Raw genomic sequence first — 20,246 nt, forward strand, 5'->3', positions numbered from 1 at the left:
CCCGCGGCTTAGCGGCCGCCCATGATGGCGATGTAATCCTGGGTCCAGCGGCTGTACGGCACGAACTTGCCGCCCTGCGCCTGCGGCGTTTTCCAGAAGGCGATTTTGTCGAACTGGTTGAAGCCGTTGGTTTCGCAGCCCTTCTCACCCAGCAGCGCGCTGGCCTTGCAGCCCGCCGGCGAAGCCGGCACCGACCCGAACCAGGCCGCCACGTCGCCCTGCACCTTCGGCTCCAGCGACCAGTTCATCCACTGGTAGGCACAGCTCGGGTGCTTGGCGTCGGCATGCAGCATGGTGGTGTCCGCCCAGCCGGTCACGCCCTCTTTCGGGAACACGGTGGCGATCGGCTGCCCCTCGCCCTTCAGGGCGTTGGCCTGATACGGCCAGGCGCTGGAGGCCACCACGCCTTCGTTTTTAAAGTCGCTCATCTGCACCGAGGTGTCGTGCCAGTAGCGGTGGATCAGCGCGTGCTGGCTGCGCAGCAGCTTCAGCGCCGCCTGATACTGCTCTTCGTTGAGCTGGTATGGATCGCTGATGCCGAGCTGCGGCTGGGTGGCCTTCAGGAACAGCGCCGCGTCGGCGATGTAGATCGGGCCGTCGTAAGCCTGCACCCGGCCCTGGTTGCTCTTGCCGTCCGGCAGGTTCTGCTGCTGGAAGATCACCGCCCAGCTGTCCGGCGGCGTCGGGAAGGTTTTGGTGTTGTACATCAGCAGGTTCGGCCCCCACTGGTACGGCGTGCCGTAGGTTTTGCCGTCCACGGTGTACCAGGCGCCGTTCAGCAGGCGCGGATCGATGTTCTTCCAGTTAGGGATCAGCGCGGTGTTGATCGGCTGCACCCGCTTGCCGAAGATCAGGCGCAGCGAGGCGTCGCCGGAGGCGGTTACCAGATCGTAGCCGCCCTTGGCCATCAGGCTGACCATTTCATCAGAGGTGGCGGCGGTCTTCACGTTCACCGCACAGCCGGTTTGCTTCTCAAACTGGGTGACCCAGTCGTAGTTTTTGTCGGACTGGCCGCGTTCGATGTAGCCGGGCCAGGCGATGATATCCAGCCGGCCTTCGCCTTTGCCCAGCGTCTGCGGCAGATCGGCCGCCTGGGCCAGGCCGCACAGCACGGTGAGACAGAGCGCGGAGACGGTGGTGGTGACTGCGGTAGTTTTTCCCATCGTAATTACCCCTGTGTTGCTTATCGATGTGCGGCAGGGAACGGCTGCCGCCTGATTTTTCTTGATATAACCGTTAGAAGCCGGCTTTGAACTTCGCCATTACGTGCCTGACAACGCTGTAATCCTGCAGTGAATCGCTGGACAGATCCTTGCCGTAGCCGGAGCGTTTCAGGCCGCCGTGCGGCATCTCGCTCGCCAAGGTGAAATGGGTGTTGATCCAGGTGCTGCCGTACTGCAGATGGGCGGCAATGTGCAGCGCCCGATCGATATTTTGCGTCCACACCGACGAAGCCAGCCCGTATTCCGAGTCGTTGGCCCACTCGACCGCCTGCTCCAGGTGTTCGAAGCGCGTGACGCTGACCACCGGGCCAAACACCTCGCGCTGCACGATTTCGTCGCTTTGCAGGCAGCCCGCCAGCAGGGTCGGCTGGTAATAGAACCCCGGCCCGGAGTGGGCCGCGGCGCCGGTGATCAATTCGATATGCGGTTGGCTGAGCGCCCGCTCGACGAAGCTGGCGACGCGATCGCGCTGGCGGGCACTGATTAACGGGCCGATCTCATTGTCCTGATCGCGCTTGCGGGCGAAGCGCAGGCTGGCAACCGCCTCGCCCAGCGCGTCCACCAGCTTGGGATAGATGCCCGCCTGCGCGTAGATGCGGCAGGCGGCGGTGCAGTCCTGGCCGGCGTTGTAATAGCCGTAGGTGCGAATGCCGTTGACCACTTCGTCGAGATCGGCGTCGTCGCAGACGATCACCGGCGCCTTGCCCCCCAGTTCCAGGTGGGTGCGCTTGACGCTTTTGGCCGCCGCCTGCAGAATTTTTTGCCCGGTGACGATATCGCCGGTGACCGATACCAGCCGCACCTGCGGGTGCCCCACCAGCTGGCTGCCGACCCCTTCCCCGCCGCCGTAGACGATATTCAGCACGCCCGGCGGCAGGATCTCCTGCAGCGCCGGCACCAGCGCCAGAATGGTCAGCGGCGTATGTTCGGAGGGTTTGAACACCACGGTATTGCCCGCCGCCAGCGCCGGCGCGATCTTCCACGCCGCCATCATCAGCGGATAGTTCCAGGGGGCGATCGAGGCCACCACGCCGATCGGATCGCGGCGGATCATCGAGGTGTGGCCCGGCACATACTCGCCGGCCAGCTGCCCTTGCTGCGTGCGCACCGCGCCGGCGAAGAAGCGGAACACGTCGACCGCCGCCGGCAGATCGTCATTGAGCGCCTGATGCAGCGGTTTGCCGCAGTTGAGGGCTTCCAGCTGCGCCAGCTGCGGCGCCTGCCGCTCAATGGCGTCGGCGATGCGCAGCAACAGGGCGGCGCGCTGGGCCGGCGTGGTGCGCGACCAGTGACCAAACGCCTGCTGCGCGGCTTTCACCGCGCTGCCGACCTGCGCCGAAGAGGCTTCGGTCAGGGCGATCAGCGTCTCGCCGTTGGCCGGATTGACGATGCACTCCTGCTGGCCTTCGCCGTCGATAAGCTGACCGTTAATGAACTGCTGACAGGACAAACCTGAGAGAACCTGCACATCTGCCATCGCCTGACGCCCCTAAGTGACAAAAACGTTAACTAAATGTGAATAAGTTAGTTTTAATCAGCCTAAGCGAGCCTCTGGCGGGCAACAAATTCTAAATACTGAACGCCGCGTTCGATTAAATCGAATGCTTAAGCCCGGCGGCGTGTTTGCTGCCGTTCTCGCGCGCGATGGTAAGGAACGGCGTCACCAGCTCCGGCCGCGCGCTGCCGCGCCGCCACGCCAACCCGATGTCCAGCGGCTCCAGCAGATCGTCCAGCTTGCGCGCCTCGATCATGTTGCCCTCGAGCGACCAGGCGCGGTACGCCATGTCCGGCTGGATGGAGACCCCCATCCCCGCCGCCACCAGGCTGCGCACCGCCTCGGTCGAGGCGGTCTTCATGGCGATCTCCGGCTTCAGCCCGGCGCGCGCCCAGATGCGCCGCGCGTGCACGTCCATTTCATCGGCGTTGAGCTGGATCAGCGGCTGTTTGGCCACGTCCGCCAGGCTGATGCTCTCGTGCTCCAGCAGCGGGTGCAGCGGCGGCAACCACAGGCGATACGGCGAGTGCATCAGCACCTCGGTCTGCAGCGCGTCGCGGTCTTCTATGTTCGACAGGATCAGCACGCCGATGTCGATCTCGCCGCTGACCAGCAGATGCTCGATATACGGGCGCTCGTCTTCAACCACCTGCACGGTGACGTTGGGATAGGCCGATTTAAAGCGCGTGAGCAGCTCCACCAGGAAGTAGCCGGCCACCAGGCTGGTGACGCCGACGGTCAGCTTGCCGGTCAGGCTTTCGGTGCCGATCTGCAGGCTGCGCTTGGCGTTGTCCACCGTCGCCAGGATCAGATACGACTGGCGCAGAAACTGGTGCCCCTGATGGGTCAGCGTCATGCCCTTGGCGTGGCGATCGAACAGCCGCACGCCGATCTCGGTTTCCAACTGCTGGATCGCCAGCGTCAGCGAAGACTGGGAGACAAACACCGCCTGGGCGCCGGCGGAGATCGACCCGGTTTCCGCCACCGCGATAAAGTGGCGGATTTGGCGTAACGTCATCATCCCCATCGCCTTTCAAGCCGCTGCGTTGTTGTCTGCGTTCTATTACGTGGCCCATCCGTAGGCCACGCCCTAACGGGCCGCTGCAAGCAGCGTTCAAATCTGCTCCCGGCAGATTTGTCCCCCCAGTCACTTACTTGAGTAAGCTCCTGGGGATGCACGCCCTTGCCGCCTAGCCGCAACTTGAAATTCATTGGGGATCACCTCAATCAAGATTGTTAGATTGATTGTAGATCCCGCAAAAAAAGCGATCGGGCAAAGTATCAAAAACGCGATAGCGTTCGCTTTTTTAGAATGCTAATGGTGAAAATAACCAGGATTGTGGAGAGATCGGGAGATGTTCACTGAGGTGTGGGGCGTAGCGAGCGCCGGCCAGATTAGGCACGGCCAGCGCGCAGGACCCGGAGCGTACACGCAGTACGTGAGGAGACCGAGCACTGCCCAGGCTCAAGCTGGCGGTGCTCGGTAGACGATCACATTAAATCGCTTCTTCGTCCTGCTCGCCGGTACGAATGCGCACCACGCGCGCCACGTCGAAGACGAAGATTTTGCCGTCGCCGATCTTGCCGGTCTGCGCGGTCTGCATGATGGTTTCCACGCAGGTGTCGACGATGTCGTCGGCAACCACGATCTCGATCTTCACCTTAGGCAGAAAGTCGACCATGTACTCGGCGCCGCGGTACAGCTCGGTGTGGCCCTTCTGGCGGCCGAAGCCTTTCACTTCGGTGACCGTCATGCCGGTGATGCCCACTTCGGCCAGCGCTTCGCGGACGTCATCCAGTTTGAACGGCTTGATAATCGCGTCGATCTTTTTCATCTTCTTTCCTTTTACCAATTTTTGCGGCCAAAACCGGATGTGATGGGGTAGCGGCGGTCTTTGCCGAAGTTACGGGCGGTGATACGCGGCCCGACGGCGGCCTGACGCCGCTTGTATTCGTTGATGTCCACCAGGCGGATCACCTTGCGCACGATCGCTTCGTCGAACCCTTCGGCCACCAGATCGGCAACCGATTTGTCGCGCTCAACGTAGCCTTCCAGGATCGCGTCCAGGATATCGTATGGCGGCAGGCTGTCCTGATCGACCTGATCCGGCGCCAGCTCGGCGGACGGCGGACGATCGATCACCCGCTGCGGGATCACGTAGGAGACGGTGTTACGGTATTCGGACAGCTTGAACACCAGCGTTTTCGGCACGTCTTTCAACACGTCGAAACCGCCGGCCATATCGCCGTACAGCGTGGCGTATCCCACCGCCATTTCGCTCTTGTTGCCGGTGGTCAGCACGATGCTACGGCGTTTGTTGGACAGCGCCATCAGCACCACCCCGCGGCAACGCGCCTGCAGGTTTTCTTCGGTGGTGTCGCGCTCGGTGCCGGCGAACATCGGCGACAGCTGGCCCATAAAGGCGTCGAACATCGGTTCGATGGAGACGATATCGAACTCCACGCCGAGGATTTCCGCCTCTTCCTTGGCGTCGGCGATGCTGATGTCCGCGGTATAGCGGAACGGCATCATCAGCGCCTGCACCTTGTCTTTGCCCAGCGCATCCACGGCGATCGCCAGCGTCAGCGCCGAGTCGATGCCGCCGGACAGCCCCAGCACCGCGCCTTTAAAGCCGTTTTTGGTCACGTAGTCGCGCACCGCCAACACCAGCGCCTGGTACACCTGCGCCAGCTGCGGCAGCTCGGCGGCCGGATCGGCCATCGGCACCACGGCCAGCTCGTTGAATTCCAGGCGGGTCACCTGCTCGTCGAAGGCCGCCAGACGGTGGGTCATGGTGCCGGCGGCGTCGAAGACCTTGGAGCAGCCGTCGAAGATCAGCTCATCCTGGCCGCCGACCTGATTGAGGTACACCAGCGGCAGCTGGGTGCGCTGGCAGTGGCCGGCCATCAGCGTTTTGCGGATATACGGCTTTTCGCGGTTATACGGTGAGGCGTTGATCGACAGGATAATTTCCGCGCCGGCCGCCTTGGCGGCGTCAATCGGCTCAGGGAACCACAGATCTTCGCAAATCAGCAGCCCCAGACGGTAGCCTTTCAGCTCCACCACGCAGGTGTCGTTGCCGGCGTGGAAATAGCGCTTCTCATCGAACACGCCGTAGTTCGGCAGTTGCTGTTTAAAGTAGCGGGTCAGCAGGCGGCCTTCGGCAAACAGTGACAGCGCGTTATACAGCTTGTCGCCTTCGCGCCACGGGTGGCCGACCAGGATCGCGGTCTCGGCGGAGGCCTGCTGCAGGCGCAGCAGCTGCGCGTCGCAGCGCTGATAGAAATCATTGCGATACAGCAGATCTTCCGGCGGGTAGCCGGACAGCGCCAGTTCGCTGAACATGACCAGATCGGCTCCCGCCTTCTGCTGCTCCTGCACGATTTGCAACATGCGTTCGGTGTTGCCTTCAATGTCGCCGACCAGCAGGTTCAGCTGGGCCAGGGCGATGGAAAGTGATCTGCTCATTTGTGTACGATCCCGCTTAATACGTTCCATGGTGCTCTACGCCGGGCGCGCCGCGGCAAAGAGAACGGAGTGTAAATCATTCCGCCGGATTTGTTGAGAACCTGCGTGGCAGGCGCCGGCGGCAAACTGTCATTCTTTAAAATCGTTGGCGTCCAGCTCGTGGCGCGACAGCAATTTGTAAAACTCGGTGCGGTTGCGGCCCGCCATGCGCGCGGCCTGGGTCACGTTGCCCTTGGTGATCTGCAACAGCTTGCGCAGGTAGTGCAATTCGAACTGGTTGCGCGCTTCGGCGAAGGTCGGCAGCGCGGTGTTTTCCCCTTCCAGCGCCTGCTCCACCAGCGCTTCGCCGATCACCGGCGCCGAGGTCAGCGCCACGCACTGCTCGATGACGTTGACCAGCTGGCGCACGTTGCCCGGCCAGCTGGCGGTCATCAGCCGCTTCATGGCGTCGGTCGAGAAGCTGCGCACGAACGGCTTGTGCCGCTGGGCCGCTTCGCGCAACAGGTGGTTGGCCAGCAGCGGGATATCTTCGGCGCGTTCGTTCAGCGCCGGGATCTTCAGGTTCACCACGTTGAGGCGATAGTAGAGATCTTCGCGGAACTCGTTCTTCGCCATCGCCTTTTGCAGATCGCGGTGGGTGGCGGAGATGATGCGCACGTCAATGTCCAGATCGCGGTTGCTGCCCAGCGGCCGCACCTTGCGCTCCTGCAGCACGCGCAGCAACTTCACCTGCAGCGACAGCGGCATATCGCCGATCTCGTCGAGGAACAGCGTGCCGCCCGCCGCCGCCTGGAACAGCCCTTCGCGGCTGCTGACCGCGCCGGTAAAGGCGCCCTTGGCGTGGCCGAACAGTTCGGACTCCAGCAGCTGCTCCGGCAGCGCGCCGCAGTTGATGGCGATGAACGCCTTGCCGGCGCGCGGGCTGGCGGCGTGGATCGCCTGCGCCACCACCTCTTTGCCGGTGCCGCTCTGGCCGTTGATCAAGACGCTGACGTCGGACTGCGCCACCATTTTCACCTGCTCCAGCAGGCGCAGCATCAGCGGGCTGCGGGTGACGATATCTTCGCGCCAGGCGTCGTCGCCGGCCGGGGTGGCCGACAGCGCGAGCGCTTCGTCGATCGCCTTGTACAGCGCATCGCGATCCACCGGTTTGGTCAGGAAGCTGAACACCCCCTGCTGGGTGGCAGCCACCGCATCGGGAATCGAACCGTGCGCGGTGAGGATGATCACCGGCATGCCCGGCTGATGCTTTTGGATCTCGGCGAACAGCGCCATGCCGTCCATCTCGTCCATACGCAGATCGCTGATCACCAGATCGATCTGTTCGCGCGCCAGCAGGCGCAGCGCTTCCTGGCCGCTTTCGGCGGTGGTGACGTGAAAACCTTCGCTGGTCAGACGCATGCCCAGCAGCTTCAGCAGGCTGGGATCGTCGTCAACCAAGAGCAGGTTGGCCGGTTTGCGTGCGGTCATTGCGCGTGAGACTCCTTATTGGCAGGGGGCGGCGTATAGGTGTCTTCCGGTTCAACCGGCAGCGCGGTGCCCTTTTCCGGTTCGTCCTGCGGCTCCGCCCCTTTGGCGGCCGCGCCGTTTTTACCGGCGGCTTCGCCCTTTTGCGAGCCTGTGTTGTTTTCCGGGATTTCCCCTTGCAGCTGCTTGCGCGAAGAGAGCTGGCGCTCGATGTCGGTCAGGTTTTCCAGCTTGCGCGAGGTGTCCTGCAGCTGCGATTGCAAACGCGCCTGGCTCTGGCGCAGCGAATCGATCTGGCTGTCGCTGCTCTCCTGCAGATGCTGATAGCGCGCTTTTTCATCGAACAGCGTGATCTGCAGCATCTGCTGCTGGCGCCACAGCTGCGTCAGCGGCCGCAACGAGCCGGGGAACTCCATTCGGTAGCTGTTGATCCTGTCGATCATCTGGCGGCGCTCGCCGAAAGTCGGCTGCGCGCTGCCCAGCAGGATGCTCTGTTTGAAAACGCCGGACCAGCTGTCGCCAGGCACCGTTTTCGCCAGCGCGCGCGCCTGGGTCGACCCGATGCGATCGGCGCAGTCCATCGCGCGCAGCCAGTAGAGCGCGTTATCCAGCGCGTCCTTGTCGTCCAACTGCCACAGGGTATCGCAAGCCGCGGTGCGGTAATCGATCACCTTGGTATCCGGGATCGCCTCTTGCTGCTGAGCGTTCAGGCCGCCGCTGACGGCGCGATCGACGCAGCCCGCCAGCAACAGCGGCATAAAGAAGACGGCGCCCAACCAGCCGATCGGGCGTTTGCCGAGCGGCGTCCTGTGCGTGGCACGCGGTGAACCTTCGGTCTGTGAAAGACGAAGGCGCTTAGACCATGTGTACATTATTTATTCATTCTCGGCGGTTAACGGCAATTCAATGCGGAAGCAGACGTCTGCACCGGCGACCGTCGCCAGTTGCAGCTCACCGCGCATGCGACGGATACAGTCCTGAGCGATGCTCAACCCCAGTCCGCTTCCTTTTACCGCCCCTTTTCGCTGGTGACTACCCTGGAAAAAAGGCTCGAAAATCATGGCTCTTTCAGCCTCGGGGATCGGCGTGCCGGTATTGGCGACGTCGATTTGCACCCGTTGTCCAACCTGACGGCTGCGGATCCAAATGTTACCGGATTCCTTGCCGTAGTGCACCGCATTGGAATAGAGATTATCCAGCACGCGCATTAATAGCGTAGGCTCTGCCCAGCAGATTTCCGCCTCCAGCGCAATTTCGGTGGAAATCATCTTCGCCCGCGCCGGCAAACTGTGCGCGGCGACCACCAAATCGACCATTTCGCGCAGCTCGACGTTCTCATGTGCCGCCGGGCCATCGGCCAGTTTGCGGTTGTAATCCAGCAGCTGTTCAATCAGCTGCTGCAGATGGCGGCTGCTGTTGTCGAGGATCGTCACCACCTCTTTCTGATCGGAAGTCAGCGGCCCCGCCACCTCGTCGGCCAGCAGCTCGGTGCCTTCGCGCATGCTGGCCAGCGGCGTTTTCAGCTCGTGCGAAATATGGCGCAAGAACTCGTGGCGCTGCGATTCCAGCCACGCCAGCCGCTCGCTCAGCCAGATAATGCGCTGCGCCAGGGAACGCAGCTCGCGCGGCCCTTTGAACGACGCGGTGCTGCCCAGCGCGCGCCCTTCCCCCAGACGGTTGATCATCCGCTCCACGGCCTTGACCGGCCCGATGATCATGCGGGTGAACAGCACCACCAGCAGCACGCTGACCAGGAACAGCAGCAGCGCCTGCCAGCCGAAGAACTGGCCGCGCTCGGCGATGGCCTGCTGCAGCTGCTGGCCGCGCGAGAACACCACCGCGCGCGTGGCCTGCACCATTTCGGCGTTGGAGCGCGAGAACGACTCGAGCAAGGCGGAAGCCTCTTGATCCGGCCCGCTGTTATGGCATTTGATCGCCGCCAGCTGGGTCAGCAGCTGGCGCAACGTTTGATAATAGCGCTCGTCCGGCAGAATCGGCGCATGGGCGTCCAGCATCTGCGAATACTGCTTGCGCTGGTTCTGATACAGCTTTTGCAGCGTGGGATCGACCAGCACGCAGTACTGACGATAGCTGCGCTCCATCTCCAGCGCCACGCTGGTCATCGCCTCGCTGCGCCGCGCGTCCACCAGCGTGGTGCGGTTGATGTCCGCCGCCTGCGCGCTGAGGTGATCCAGGCTCTGATAGGCCTGATAGGCCAGCACCAGCAGCGGCAGCAGCACCAACAGGAAGGCCAGCAGCACCAATTGCCGCAGCGAACGGGGGAATAAACGCCATCTTTTCAACGAAATCATCTCATTCTCTCAGCTCTGTCACGATGCTAACTGACTCGCCGGAAAGAGAAAAGCCCGGCAAGGGAGAATCCTGAACGCGCAAGGAAAAAGCCGCGGGATCGGTGAACCGCGCCCATAGGCCTGGCCTGCCTACGGCATGCGGCCCCGGTAACATCAACCGGTGCGATAGCAAGAGTGTGGGGATAGCGTCTGCTTTCGAGGGCATAGGCAACGCAACAGGGATAAGCGCAGCGTTGAGAATTGACATCGGGGCAAGAAACTTGCCCCAACGCAAGGAAAGTGTGGATGCCCTTAAACCTCGTCCCCAGGGTGATGTAGCGCAGCGGCTGGCATCGAACAGGACGAATAGCATCCGTAAGTATCCAGGATTGATGAACCCTTCATCACAGTTGGATACAGGCGGTGCCTCACTCCACGTGTCGCCCGATGCTTGATAAAGCCGCTTGCACGGTCTGTTATCGGTTTGGTTGGACGATAGGCACCATTTCTTTGGCATCATTCGGAGGCTTATGAGGCGATTTGCCGTCTAATTACGGCGCCGTCATAAAAAGGTGAATGAGCAGCCGCCGAGAATAATGCACGTTACGTGCCAACTTTGCAATAAAAATAATAACAATATGATTTTATTAAAAAATAAGATTATATCAGCAAATTTCTTTGTGCATCACGCCCCGATGAGCGATGAAAAAAACGCCGCGCTGTCGCCAAATGCAGACAACTAAAGCCAAACCCATTTACCATTAATAAAATCAAATAGTTAAATGTCTCCATTTAGCGACAGGGAAAATAGCGCCTGTCGCAAAATGCAGACACTGCCGCCAGACGGCGAACGCCGGCCATAAAAAAGGGCGCAATTGCTTGCACCCTCTGTACGGCGGTGGCCGTTTTTAGCCCAGCTGCTTACGGGCGTTGCGGAACATGCGCATCCACGGGCTGTCCTCGCCCCATTCTTCCGGGTGCCAGGAGTTGCTGACGGTGCGGAACACGCGTTCCGGGTGCGGCATCATCACCGTGGCGCGCCCGTTGGCGCTGGTCACGGCGGTAATGCCGTTCGGCGAACCGTTCGGGTTAGCCGGGTAAGTTTCCGTCACCTGACCGGCGTTGTTGACGAAACGCAGCGCCACCAGGCCGTGGCTTTCCAGCGCGGCCAGATGCGCCGCATCGCGCACTTCAACATGCCCCTCGCCGTGGGAAACGGCGATCGGCATACGCGAACCGGTCATGCCCTGCAGGAACAGCGACGGGCTGGCCGCCACTTCCACCAGGCTGAAACGCGCCTCGAAGCGATCCGACAGGTTGCGCACAAAGCGCGGCCAGTGTTCGGCGCCCGGGATCAGCTCGCGCAGGTTGGACATCATCTGGCAGCCATTGCACACGCCCAGCGCCAGCGTCTGCGGACGGTGGAAGAACGCTTCGAACTCGTCACGCACCCGCTCGTTGAACAGGATAGACTTCGCCCAGCCTTCGCCGGCGCCCAGTACGTCGCCGTAAGAGAAGCCACCGCAGGCCACCAGCGTGTGGAAGTCCTGCAGATCGCGGCGCCCCGCCAGCAGATCGCTCATGTGCACGTCCACCGCGTCAAAGCCGGCGCGGTGGAACGCCGCCGCCATTTCAACGTGGGAGTTCACCCCCTGCTCACGCAGCACCGCCACTTTCGGGCGAGCGCCCTTGGCGATGTACGGCGCGGCGATGTCTTCCTGCGGTGCGAAGGTCAGCTTCACGTTCAGGCCGGGATCTTGTTCATCCTGCTTGGCCTGATGTTCCTGATCGGCGCACGCCGGGTTGTCGCGCAGGCGCTGCATCTGCCAGGTGGTTTCCGCCCACCAGGTGCGCAGCGTATTGCGGCTTTCGCTGTACAGCGCCTTGCGGTGTTGGGTGATGACGAAACGATCGCCGGCCTGCACGCTGCCGATGTGATGCACGTTGTCGGTCAGACCGTGCTGAGCGAACGCCTGCTTCACGTCATCGAGACGTTCGGCGCTCACCTGGATCACCGCGCCCAGCTCTTCGTTGAACAGCACCGCCAGCGCATCATCGCCGAGGCCGTCAAGGTTGACGTCCACGCCGCAGTGACCGGCGAAGGCCATCTCCGCCAGCGTCACCAGCAGGCCGCCGTCGGCGCGGTCGTGGTAAGCCAACAGCGCTTGATCGGCCACCAGCTGCTGCATGGCGTTGAAGAAGCCCGCCAGCTGCGCAACGTTGCGCACGTCGGCTGGTTTGTCACCCAGTTGGCGGTAAACCTGCGCCAGCGCGGTGGCACCCAGCGCGTTATGGCCGTTGCCCAGATCGATCAACAGCAGCGCGCTGTCGCCCTTATCGGTGCGCAGCTGCGGCGTCACGGTGTGGCGCACGTCCTCCACGCGGGCGAAGGCGGTGATGACCAGCGACAGCGGCGAGGTCATTTCACGCTGTTCGTTGCCTTCCTGCCAGCGGGTCTTCATCGACATGGAGTCTTTACCCACCGGGATAGTGATGCCCAGCGCCGGGCACAGTTCTTCGCCCACCGCTTTTACCGCTTCGTACAGGCCGGCGTCTTCGCCCGGGTGGCCGGCGGCGGCCATCCAGTTGGCGGACAGCTTCACGCGCTTCAGGCTACCGATCTCTGTGGCGGCCAGGTTGGTCAGCGCTTCCCCGACCGCCAGGCGGCCGGAGGCGGCGAAGTCCAGCAGCGCCACCGGCGCGCGTTCACCGAGCGACATCGCTTCGCCGTAATAGCTGTCCAGGCTGGCGGTGGTGACCGCGCAGTCGGCCACCGGGATCTGCCACGGGCCGACCATTTGGTCGCGCGCCACCATGCCGGTAACGGTGCGGTCGCCGATGGTGATCAGGAAGGTTTTCTCCGCCACGGCCGGCAGATGCAGCACGCGTTTCACCGCGTCGGCCAGCGTGATGTTCTCGCGCTGCACCGCCTCGCCGCTCGCCTGCAGGCGGGTGACGTCGCGGGTCATTTTCGGCGTCTTGCCGAGCAGTACGTCCAGCGGCATGTCGATCGGCTGGTTGTCGAAGTGGCGGTCGTTGAGCGTCAGGTGCTGTTCTTCGGTCGCTTCGCCGATCACCGCATAAGGCGCGCGCTCGCGGCGGCAGATCTCGTCGAACTGCGCCATCTGCGCCGGGGCGATCGCCATCACGTAACGTTCCTGCGATTCGTTGCACCACACTTCCAGCGGGCTCATGCCCGGCTCGTCGTTGAGGATATCGCGCAGCTCGAAGCGGCCGCCGCGGCCGCCATCGCTCACCAGCTCCGGCATGGCGTTGGACAGGCCGCCGGCGCCGACGTCATGGATAAACAGGATCGGGTTCTGGTCGCCCAGCTGCCAGCAGCGGTCGATCACTTCCTGACAGCGGCGCTCCATTTCCGGGTTGTCGCGCTGCACCGAAGCGAAGTCCAGATCGGCGTCGGACTGGCCGGACGCCATCGACGACGCCGCGCCACCGCCCAGGCCGATATTCATCGCCGGGCCGCCCAACACCACCAGCTTGGCGCCGACGGTGATTTCCCCTTTCTGCACGTGATCGGCACGGATGTTGCCGATGCCGCCCGCCAGCATGATCGGTTTGTGGTAACCGCGCAGCTCAACGCCGTTGTGGCTGTTGACGCGCTCTTCATAGGTACGGAAGTAGCCCAGCAGCGCCGGACGACCGAATTCGTTGTTGAACGCCGCGCCGCCCAGCGGGCCTTCGGTCATGATATCCAGCGCGGTGACGATGCGTTCCGGCTTGCCGAAATCCTGTTCCCACGGCTGTTCAAAGCCGGGAATACGCAGGTTGGACACAGAGAAGCCCACCAGGCCGGCCTTCGGCTTGGCGCCGCGGCCGGTAGCCCCCTCGTCGCGGATCTCGCCGCCGGAGCCGGTCGCGGCGCCCGGCCACGGCGAGATCGCCGTCGGGTGGTTGTGGGTTTCCACCTTCATCAGGATGTGCGCGTCTTCCTGATGGTAATCGTAGGTGCCGGTCTCCGGCGCGGCGAAGAAGCGGCCGACCTGCGAGCCTTCCATCACGGCGGCGTTGTCTTTATACGCCGACAGCACATAGTCCGGCGTCTGCTCATAGGTGTTTTTGATCATTTTGAACAGCGATTTTGGCTGCTGTTCGCCGTCGATGATCCAGTCGGCGTTGAAAATCTTGTGGCGGCAGTGCTCGGAGTTGGCCTGCGCGAACATATAAAGTTCGATATCCGTCGGGTTGCGCCCCAAACCGGTAAAGGCATTCAGCAGGTAGTCGATCTCGTCCTGCGCCAGCGCCAGGCCGAGCCGGACGTTGGCCTGCTCCAGCGCGGCGCGCCCTGCGCCCAGCACGTCGACCGACTGATACGGCGCCGGCTGATGGTGCGCGAACAGCTGTTCGGCCTGTTGCAGTTCGCTGAAGACGGTTTCCATCATGCGATCGTGCAGCAGCGCGGCGAGCTGCCGCCACTGGGTTTCCGTCAGCTCGGGCGCCTTGACGTAGAACGCCAGGCCGCGCTCCAGGCGCACGACCTGCTGCAGACCGCAGTTGTGGGCGATGTCGGTGGCTTTGGAAGACCAGGGAGAAATGGTGCCCGGACGCGGCGTAACCAGCAGCAACCGGCCTTCGGGGGCGTGTTCGGCGAGAGAAGGACCGTACTTGAGCAGCCGCTGAAGCTTGGCGTGTTCTTCGGCACTGAGCGGTGCGCTAACATCGGCAAAGTGGACGTACTCGGCGTAGATATCACTGACGGGCAGGTGAGCGTCCTGGCAGCGGGACAGCAGTTTGGTAATGCGAAAAGCCGATAAAGCGGGCGAACCACGCAGAATTTCCATAATCAAAGTTCTCTCGTCTTCGAAGCGACGGATAAGACGCTTCATTGGGCGCAACAGGGGAAAACGCGCGTCATTATAGAGAATCCTCGCCGCCGACGAAACCGTTTGCGTAGGGATAATTGATAAAAGCGTGCCGCACCGTCGAATTGTCATAACGTGTCAATAAAGTTGCACACTGGCGTTTTGTTGCGCAAAATGCCCCCGCACTGGTGATTTAACCATGAGAAAAGTCGCGGTTATCGTCGCCGGCGTACCTGTGCCACCACTGGATAACTATTTGAAACGTCTTAAAATAAACTACATCCTCATCGGCGTTGTCACCCTGCTTCTGGCTCTCGCGCTGTGGCCCAATATCACCTGGCGCAGCGGCCAGGGCGGGCAACTCCAGGAGATCATTTCCCGCGGCGAGTTGCGTATCAGCACGCTGAACTCCCCGCTGACCTATTTCAACACCAAGCAAGGGCCGGGTGGGCTCGACTACGAACTGGCGAAGCGCTTCGCCAACTACCTCGGGGTGAAGCTGGTGGTGATCCCCCATCAGAACATCAATGACCTGTTCGACGATCTGGACGACGACGACGCCGACCTGCTGGCGGCGGGTCTGATCTACAACCAGGAGCGCCTCAGCCGCGCGCGCACCGGCCCGGCCTACTACTCCGTTTCTCAACAGCTGGTGTACCGGCTGGGCACCCCGCGGCCGAAAAGTTTCGCCGACATTAAAGGCAAGCTGGCGGTCGCTTCCGGTTCCGCGCACGTCAGCACCCTCAAGCAGCTCAAACAGGATAAATACCCGGATCTCGCCTGGGAGTCCTCCAGCGATCTCACCTCCAAAGAGCTGCTGGAGCGAGTGGCCGACGGCAAGCTGGACTACACCCTCGGCGATTCGGTGACCATCGCGCTGCTGCAGCGCATCCATCCGCAGCTGGCGGTGGCGTTCGACGTCACCGACGAAGAGCCGGTTACCTGGTATCTGAAACGCGACGGCGACGACAGCCTGTACGCGGCGATGCTGGACTTCTACAGCCAGATGGTGGACGACGGCACCCTGGCGCGGCTCGAAGAGAAATACCTCGGCCACGTCGGCAGCTTCGACTATGTGGACACCAAAACCTTCCTGTCGGCCATCGACTCGGTGCTGCCCAACTTCCGCCCGCTGTTCGAGAAGCACGCCAACGAGATCGACTGGAAGCTGCTGGCGGCCATCGCCTATCAGGAATCGCACTGGAATCCGCAGGCCACCTCACCCACCGGCGTGCGCGGCCTGATGATGCTGACCCGCGCCACCGCCGACGGCCTCGGGGTCAACGACCGCCTCGATCCGGAAGAGAGCATTCAGGGCGGCGCCCTTTACCTGCAGCGGCTGATGGCCAAGGTGCCGGACAGCGTGCCGGAAGACGAGCGCATCTGGTTCTCGCTGGCGGCCTACAACATGGGCTGGGGCCACATGCTGGACGCTCGCAAGCTGACCAAGACGCAAAAAGGCAATCCGGACAGCTGGGTCGACGTCAAACAGCGCCTGCCGATGCTCAGCCAGAAGCGCTACTACCCGCAGTTGACCTACGGCTATGCGCGCGGGCGTGAAGCCTACAACTATGTAGAAAACATTCGCCGCTACCAGGTCAGCCTGGTGGGCTATCTGCAGGAAAAAGAGAGAAAGGCGGCGCAAGCGGCCGCCGAGCAGGAGGCGTTGGGGAAAGGCTACCCGACGGTGATGCCGGAACTGGCGCTCAACTACTGATTATTCCGGCTTATCCGCCGCCCGCTGCGCCAGCCTGAGCGCTTTTTTCTGTTCACGGCGCAGGCGGAAGAAATTGCTTAGGGTGGCGGCGCACTCCTCCGCCAGCACGCCCGAAACGATCTCCACCTGATGGTTCATGCCCGGATGGCGCAGAATGTCCACCAGTGAACCGGCCGCGCCGGTTTTCTCGTCGGCGGCGCCATACACCAGCCGGCGGATACGGCTGTGCACCATCGCGCCGGCGCACATCACGCAGGGCTCCAGCGTGACGTACAGCGTGGCATTCAGCAAACGGTAGTTTTGCAGCACCGCGCCGCCCTGGCGCAGCGCCATGATCTCGGCGTGTGCGGTAGGATCATGTCGGCCGATCGGGCGGTTCCAGCCCTCGCCGATGACCTGATTGTCCAGCACCAGCAGCGCACCCACCGGCACCTCGCCCTCTTCCTGCGCGCGCAGGGCCAGCTGCAATGCCTGACGCATCCAGTACTCATCGTTATATTCAGTCATCGCATAATTCCTCGTGCGCTTTTGCGGCGGGCATTATACACACTAGCCCTCCTTTGTCGTAGCCGCCCGCCAATGGCTATACTGGCCGAATCAGCGTGTGATTCAGGGACAAGAAGCATGAAACTCAGTAAAAAGAACGCCGTCGTGGTGCGCAAGGCGCTGGACGGCTGGGTGGGAGAAGGCGCCTTGACGCCCGCACAACGGCAGCAGCTGCTGCAGCATGTGGCCGTGCAGCCTTTCGACTGGCGGCGGCTGGCGCGCTATGCGTTTCTCGCCGCGCTGGCCTCGCTGCTGATCGCCGTCACCAGCCTGTTCGCCGACAGCGAACTGCTTGCATGGCTCAGCGGACTGTTCCGCTTCGACGCGCCGGTACGCATGGCGATCGCCGGCGTGCTGGCGGCGCTGGCCTACGTCTGGGCGCTGCGTCGCCGCCGGCGCCACCCGGAAAAACGCTACGGCAATGAGGCGGCGCTGTTTGTCGCCGTGTTGCTTACCGCCTGCGCCTTATGGCAGTTGGGGGTCTGGCTGGATAACGGCAGCGGCCGGGTTTCCGTGCTGCTACTGTTCGCCGCGCTGTTGTACGGCGCGATCGGCTGGTTCAGCCGCTCCGGGCTGGTGTGGTGGTTCGCCTTGCTGTCGCTCGGCAACGCCTTCGGCGCCGAGACCGGCTACCTGTCCGGCTGGGGCGCCTACTGGCTCGGCATGAGCTACCCGATTCGTTTTATCGCCTTTGGCGCGGTGCTGATCGCCGCCGCGCTGCTGCTGCGGCCGCTGTTGGCGCAACGCGGCCTGCAGCGGGTGTCGCTGGCGATGGGCCTGCTGTATCTGTTTATCGCCCTGTGGCTGCTGTCTATCTTCGGCAACTACGGCGACCTCGACAGCTGGTACCGCGCGCGCCAGATCGAGCTGTTCCACTGGAGCCTGCTGTTCGGGCTGGCCGCCCTCGCCGCCATTTGGCTGGGATTGAAGCATGACGACGCCATGCTGCGCGGCTTCGGGCTAACCTTCCTCGGCATTAACCTGTATACCCGCCTGTTCGAGTTTTTCTGGGACAGCATGCCGAAGACGATTTTCTTCGCGCTGCTCGGCCTGAGCCTGTGGGCGTTGGGGCATTATGCGGAGAAAATTTGGCAGTTGGGGCGCCAGCCGCACGACGTGACCGACGACCGATCGCGGTACTGATAAAAACAGCAAGGGCGGAATCCTCCGCCCTTGGCTTATTCCAGCTGCTGCAGCTCGCCCTGCTTGCTTACCCGCCAGCGGTGCTCGCAAAAGAACAGCAGCGGATTATCCTGCTTGCTGTCGCTGTAACCGCTGTATAGCCTCAGCGGCGCACCGAGCCGCTGCTCCAGCTGCACCACTTTTTGCGTCCCCAGGCAGCGCAGAGTCAAGACCCAACCGCCGCAGCGGCGCGTGATGCGGCTGCCGATCAACCGCACGCGCGGCAGAAACGCCGAGTCGCGATACACCTGCTCCACCAGCCGCTCCGGCGAGCCGGTGATCAGCCACACTTCAGCATCGTGCTCGTCCAGGTACTGCCGCAGCCGCATTTGCACCACCGGAAACGCGGTCACCTTCTGGCGGAAGGCCTCGATAAACTGCCGCTCCAGCGCCTTGAGCTTCGCTTCGGCGCGCCCGAAGGTGATCGCCCACAGCAGCAGGCTCATCGGCCAACGCGCGGCGCGCCCCAGCAGCAGCAGCGCCAGGCCGATCGGCGGCAGCACCGGTATCACCAGCAGCAGGTTCAGCGGCAAACGGCGCAGCAGAAAGCGCAAGAAGCTGCCGAACATATCCTCCTGATGCAGGGTGCCGTCCAGATCGAAAAAGACCACGCGGCGCCCCTCTGCGGCCGGTTGTTGCTGCTTGTCGCTCAAACGCTACTCCTCGGGATCGTTGAACCCCATCATCCAGGTGAAGAGAAAACCGGCGATAATCGTAATCAGCATCCCCGCCAGATACAACATCACCTTACCTGAGACGATGGTCAACGCCAAAGGCAACCCCGAAATGCCGAAGGTGATTACCGTCGCCACCTTCCAGTAGCTGATCAGCGCGCCGCCGACCGCCCCGCCGAGGCAGGCGCCGATAAACGGCCGCCCCAGCGGCAACGTCACCCCGAAGATCAGCGGTTCGCCGATGCCGAGAATGCCGACCGGTAACGCCCCTTTGATCACCTTCTTCAGCCGCGCGTTGCGGGTCTTCAACAGCACCGCCAGCGCCGCCCCCACCTGCCCGACGCCGGCCATCGCCAGGATCGGCAGCAGCGGGTTGGAACCGTGTGCCTGCACCAGCTCGACGTGGATCGGCACCAGCCCCTGATGCAGGCCGGAGAGCACCAGCGGCAGGAACAGCCCCGAGAGCAGCGCCCCCACCAGCAGCCCGCCCTTGTCGATCGCCAGATTGGCGCCGTGGGCGATGGCGTCAGAGATAATACCGCCGATCGGCTGCAGAATCAGGATCGCCAGCGAAGCGGTGACCAGCGTGGTCAGCAATGGGTTAAGGATCAGCTCGACCGATTCCGGCAGCAGCGTACGCAGGCGTTTCTCCACCCAGCACATCAACGCCACCACCAGCAGCACGGCGATCACCCCGCCGCGCCCCGGCTGCAGCGCCTCGCCGAATAAGGTGATCTGCGCCAGCGCCGGGCTGGAGAGAATGCCCGCCATCACGCCGCCCATCGCCTGGGAGCCGCCGAACACTCGCGCGGCGTTGACCCCGACCAAAATGTTCATGATGGCGAACACCGCGCTGCCGAAGATCGCCAGCAACCCCAGCACGTTCGGGTAGTCCACCGCCAGTTGGCCGGCGATGTCGGGCCGTTTCAGCAGGTTGATGATGCCGGTGATCAGGCCCGAGGCGATAAACGCCGGGATCAGCGGAATAAAGACATCGGCCAGCTTTTTCAGCGCACCGCTCATCGGCGCAGCGTATTTTTGCTTGGCCTGCGCCTTGGTGCGGGCCGCGTCACCGACGGCGACGGCAGGCTGCGCGCTACCGCTCAGCAATGCGCGCATGGCGTCCACCACCTTGGCGGCGGCGCCCGGGCCAACGATAAACTGATGCTGCTCACCCTGTTTGATATAGCCCTTCACGCCGGACAGCTGCTTGAGAGCGGCCAGATCCAGACGCTGTTCGTCGCTGACCTCGACGCGCACCCGCGTCATGCAGTTCTCCAGTTTGAGGATATTGCCCTCGCCCCCCACGCCCGCCAGGATCTGTGTCGCCAATGCCGTTGTCTTGTCCATCGCCGCCCCCAC

14 protein-coding genes are annotated in these 20,246 nt (G+C 62.8%); 2 read left to right on the forward strand and 12 right to left on the reverse strand.

Annotation, left to right across the window (positions count from 1 at the left end):
• Window positions 1–8 precede the first annotated feature (8 nt).
• The 9 genes from ydcS to purL form a co-directional block, all read right to left on the reverse strand.
• On the reverse strand, window positions 9–1,163 hold the full coding sequence (gene ydcS / locus ACJ8HB_RS16365; protein ID WP_033648931.1) for a putative ABC transporter substrate-binding protein YdcS: 1,155 nt from the start codon (window positions 1,161–1,163) through the stop codon (window positions 9–11).
• A 73-nt stretch (window positions 1,164–1,236) separates the two neighbouring features.
• On the reverse strand, window positions 1,237–2,700 hold the full coding sequence (locus ACJ8HB_RS16370; RefSeq protein ID WP_047570901.1) for a gamma-aminobutyraldehyde dehydrogenase: 1,464 nt from the start codon (window positions 2,698–2,700) through the stop codon (window positions 1,237–1,239).
• Window positions 2,701–2,815: 115 nt separating this feature from the next.
• Entirely contained in the window at window positions 2,816–3,739 is a 924-nt protein-coding gene (locus ACJ8HB_RS16375) for a LysR substrate-binding domain-containing protein (protein ID WP_004941365.1), read from the reverse strand.
• Window positions 3,740–4,214: 475 nt separating this feature from the next.
• Complete coding sequence (gene glnB, locus ACJ8HB_RS16380; RefSeq protein ID WP_004847623.1) at window positions 4,215–4,553, reverse strand: nitrogen regulatory protein P-II; 339 nt, start codon at window positions 4,551–4,553, stop codon at window positions 4,215–4,217.
• Window positions 4,554–4,564: 11 nt separating this feature from the next.
• Window positions 4,565–6,187 (reverse strand): NAD+ synthase, encoded by a 1,623-nt coding sequence (locus ACJ8HB_RS16385; RefSeq protein WP_025303930.1) that lies wholly within the window; start codon window positions 6,185–6,187, stop codon window positions 4,565–4,567.
• 129 nt (window positions 6,188–6,316) lie between these two features.
• Window positions 6,317–7,657 (reverse strand): two-component system response regulator GlrR, encoded by a 1,341-nt coding sequence (gene glrR / locus ACJ8HB_RS16390; protein WP_033635613.1) that lies wholly within the window; start codon window positions 7,655–7,657, stop codon window positions 6,317–6,319.
• Complete coding sequence (qseG, locus tag ACJ8HB_RS16395) at window positions 7,654–8,526, reverse strand: two-component system QseEF-associated lipoprotein QseG (protein WP_094860016.1); 873 nt, start codon at window positions 8,524–8,526, stop codon at window positions 7,654–7,656. Before qseG ends, glrR begins: the two co-directional genes overlap by 4 nt.
• Window positions 8,527–8,529: 3 nt before the next feature.
• On the reverse strand, window positions 8,530–9,966 hold the full coding sequence (locus ACJ8HB_RS16400) for a sensor histidine kinase (protein WP_033635614.1): 1,437 nt from the start codon (window positions 9,964–9,966) through the stop codon (window positions 8,530–8,532).
• An 887-nt stretch (window positions 9,967–10,853) separates the two neighbouring features.
• Complete coding sequence (gene purL, locus ACJ8HB_RS16405) at window positions 10,854–14,747, reverse strand: phosphoribosylformylglycinamidine synthase (protein WP_170943486.1); 3,894 nt, start codon at window positions 14,745–14,747, stop codon at window positions 10,854–10,856.
• A gap of 274 nt (window positions 14,748–15,021) precedes the next feature.
• On the opposite strand from purL, the gene mltF reads away from it, so the two are divergent.
• The gene (gene mltF / locus ACJ8HB_RS16410) at window positions 15,022–16,482 is read left to right on the forward strand and encodes a membrane-bound lytic murein transglycosylase MltF (RefSeq protein ID WP_004941352.1); all 1,461 of its coding nucleotides are present in this window, start codon (window positions 15,022–15,024) and stop codon (window positions 16,480–16,482) included.
• Here mltF and tadA read toward each other — a convergent pair whose 3' ends face one another.
• Window positions 16,483–16,989, reverse strand: coding sequence for a tRNA adenosine(34) deaminase TadA (tadA, locus tag ACJ8HB_RS16415; protein ID WP_033648933.1), 507 nt, complete (start codon window positions 16,987–16,989; stop codon window positions 16,483–16,485).
• A 117-nt stretch (window positions 16,990–17,106) separates the two neighbouring features.
• Here tadA and ACJ8HB_RS16420 point away from each other — a divergent pair, with 117 nt between their 5' ends.
• Complete coding sequence (locus tag ACJ8HB_RS16420; protein ID WP_033648934.1) at window positions 17,107–18,171, forward strand: DUF2157 domain-containing protein; 1,065 nt, start codon at window positions 17,107–17,109, stop codon at window positions 18,169–18,171.
• Window positions 18,172–18,206: 35 nt separating this feature from the next.
• On the opposite strand, the gene yfhb is transcribed toward ACJ8HB_RS16420, so the two are convergent.
• Window positions 18,207–18,863: a phosphatidylglycerophosphatase C gene (yfhb, locus tag ACJ8HB_RS16425; protein WP_047570892.1), complete on the reverse strand. Its 657-nt coding sequence runs from the start codon at window positions 18,861–18,863 to the stop codon at window positions 18,207–18,209.
• A gap of 3 nt (window positions 18,864–18,866) precedes the next feature.
• Window positions 18,867–20,234, reverse strand: coding sequence for a PTS transporter subunit EIIC (locus ACJ8HB_RS16430; protein ID WP_033635619.1), 1,368 nt, complete (start codon window positions 20,232–20,234; stop codon window positions 18,867–18,869).
• Between the last annotated feature and the right edge of the window lie 12 nt (window positions 20,235–20,246).

Origin of the sequence: Serratia sp. CY27727, assembly GCF_052169275.1 — a bacterium.
GTDB lineage: Bacteria > Pseudomonadota > Gammaproteobacteria > Enterobacterales > Enterobacteriaceae > Serratia > Serratia sarumanii.